The 2,455-nt window shown below is 39.3% G+C and carries 3 protein-coding genes; all 3 read right to left on the bottom strand.

Features of this window, described 5'->3' with window-relative positions:
* The coding region (locus Q0F90_RS08820; RefSeq protein ID WP_296004849.1) for an amino acid--tRNA ligase-related protein at positions 1 to 730 on the bottom strand (730 nt) is incomplete at its 3' end.
* 29 nt (positions 731 to 759) lie between these two features.
* Positions 760 to 1,233: a transcription elongation factor GreA gene (gene greA / locus Q0F90_RS08815; protein WP_105097481.1), complete on the bottom strand. Its 474-nt coding sequence runs from the start codon at positions 1,231 to 1,233 to the stop codon at positions 760 to 762.
* A 123-nt stretch (positions 1,234 to 1,356) separates the two neighbouring features.
* Positions 1,357 to 2,343, bottom strand: coding sequence for a tRNA dihydrouridine synthase DusB (gene dusB, locus Q0F90_RS08810; RefSeq protein WP_296004847.1), 987 nt, complete (start codon positions 2,341 to 2,343; stop codon positions 1,357 to 1,359).
* Positions 2,344 to 2,455 lie beyond the last annotated feature (112 nt).

Genomic DNA, 2,455 nt, shown 5'->3' with positions numbered 1-2,455 from the left:
CCATACCACCAACGATTAAACGTTTGAGGTATAATTCAGGAGCAATACGCATGTAAATATCAATATCAAGCGCATTATGATGTGTAATGAACGGACGAGCTGCCGCACCACCAGGGATAGCATGCATCATAGGAGTTTCCACTTCCATGAAACCATCACGCATCATATATTCACGAATTTTGGCAACGATTTGAGAGCGTTTTACAAATGTATCACGCACTTCAGGATTTACAATTAAATCAACATAACGTTGACGGTAACGAAGTTCTGTATCCTTTAAACCATGCCATTTTTCTGGTAATGGACGTAAAGATTTGGATAACAAAGTTAATTTGTTAACTTTAATTGTAACTTCCCCTGTATGAGTTTTAAATACGTGACCTTCAACACCGATAATATCACCGATATCGAGCATTTTTACGTATTTATAAGCATCTTCACCCAATACATCTTTACGGAAATATACTTGAATATCACCGGATTTATCACGCATATTCGCAAATGCTGTTTTACCATGGGAACGGATTGTCATCAAACGGCCTGCAATAACTACAGGTTGACCGTCATATTTCAAGAAGAAGTCATCTTTAATGTCTTTTGCATGATCTTTTACAACAAAACGTTGACCAAATGGATAGATACCATCCGCTTCGTATTCAGCCAATTTGTCGCGGCGAATTTGCATTTGCTCATTCAGCTCTTCTTGTACATTTTTAATTTCTTCACTCATGTTATCGCCTCTTCGTCAGTAAATGTAAATTATTGGATTGCTAACACTTTGAATGTTACAGGACCATCTGGTGTGGAAACTTCTACTTCATCACCTTTACGTTTGCCCAAAATAGCTTTACCTACAGGAGATTCGTTAGAGATACGATTGTTAAATGGATCCGCTTCAGAGGAACCAACGATAACATATTCCAATTCATCATTGTACATTGTATCAAGTACAGTTACTTTGCTGCCTACAGATACAACATCGCCTTTTACGGACTCGTCAATGATTTTCGCCGTGTTAATTTTATTTTCTAACTCTACAATATGACCTTCGATAAAAGCTTGTTCATTTTTTGCATCATCATATTCAGAGTTTTCACTGATATCGCCATATTCAATAGCTGTCTTAATACGTTCAGATACTTCGATACGACGTACAGATTTATAGTACGCTAATTCTTCTTCTAATTTCTTTAAACCGTCGGCGGTAAGTAATGTTTCTTTTACGTCTGCCATGGGTACCCCACTCTTTCTACATATAAATAATAAGAAAAAGTGTCATAGTAAGATGACACCTTGTCTTTTGTTTCTAAATTATCTCAACCATTATATAAAAATACTATTCATTTGTCAATCTGACTACATGTCAGCCAATATTTTACGGTATGATTCTAGCTCATGGTGAAAGCTTGATACAGTATGAATTGTATTCACACGATTGCGCCAATAGGCAGATTCAGGAAGACCTTTCATATACCAACCTGCATGAGTTCGTATTTCCTTAACGGCCATACTTTCACCCTTGTATTGGCATAACAAATCAAAATGTTTTAATAGCATATCGAGGCGCTCAATATTTGTGGGTGCCGGTAAGATTTCACCAGTCGCTAAGTAATGGTGAATACGACCAAAAATCCAAGGATTTCCCTGGGCACCACGGCCTACCATAACCGCATCACACCCTGTTTCATCAAGCATTTTCCTTGCATCTTCAGGCTCCACTATATCACCATTGCCTAAAACGGGCACAGATACAGCTTCTTTTACGGCCTTAATATAAGACCAATCAGCATGTCCACTATACATCTGCTCCTTGGTACGTCCATGTACGGCGATAGCCGCCACACCAGTAGATTCGATGCGCTTAGCAAAATCGACCACATTGATGGAGTCGCTATCCCAACCAATACGCATTTTTACGGTTACTGGTACATCGACAGCCTTAACTGCAGCCTCTGCTACACGAGCTGCTAAATCTGGATTTTTCATAAGCGCAGAACCATCACCAGAGGTTACCACCTTTTTCACGGGACACCCCATATTGATATCTACAATATCGGCACCTGCATCAGCTACTACCTTTGCACCTAATGCAATGGCTTCTGGATCTGAACCAAAGATTTGCATAGACACTGGTCGCTCTACCTCTTCAATGCGCAATAATTCATGGGTGCGCTCATTTTTATATTTAATGCCCATAGCGCTAACCATTTCGGTGCAAACCAAGGCAGCGCCATGCTCCTTGGCTAGTAAGCGATAGGCAATATCGCTAACCCCTGCCATAGGCGCCAATATGGCTTGACCATCAATTTTGACAGTCCCTATTTGCCACTGTTTATTATTCATATAATTCTATATCCCCTAACAAAAAGGGTACAGCATAAGCTGTACCCGAATGTACACTACTTCGTTACATATACTTAACTATATTATAGTAGCAGTATTTATTTCTTTCGTA

It is taken from the genome of uncultured Veillonella sp., from assembly GCF_934190855.1.
Lineage (GTDB): Bacteria > Bacillota > Negativicutes > Veillonellales > Veillonellaceae > Veillonella.
Note: the sequence above shows the minus strand (reverse complement) of the source record. Positions and strands in the feature narration are given on the sequence as shown.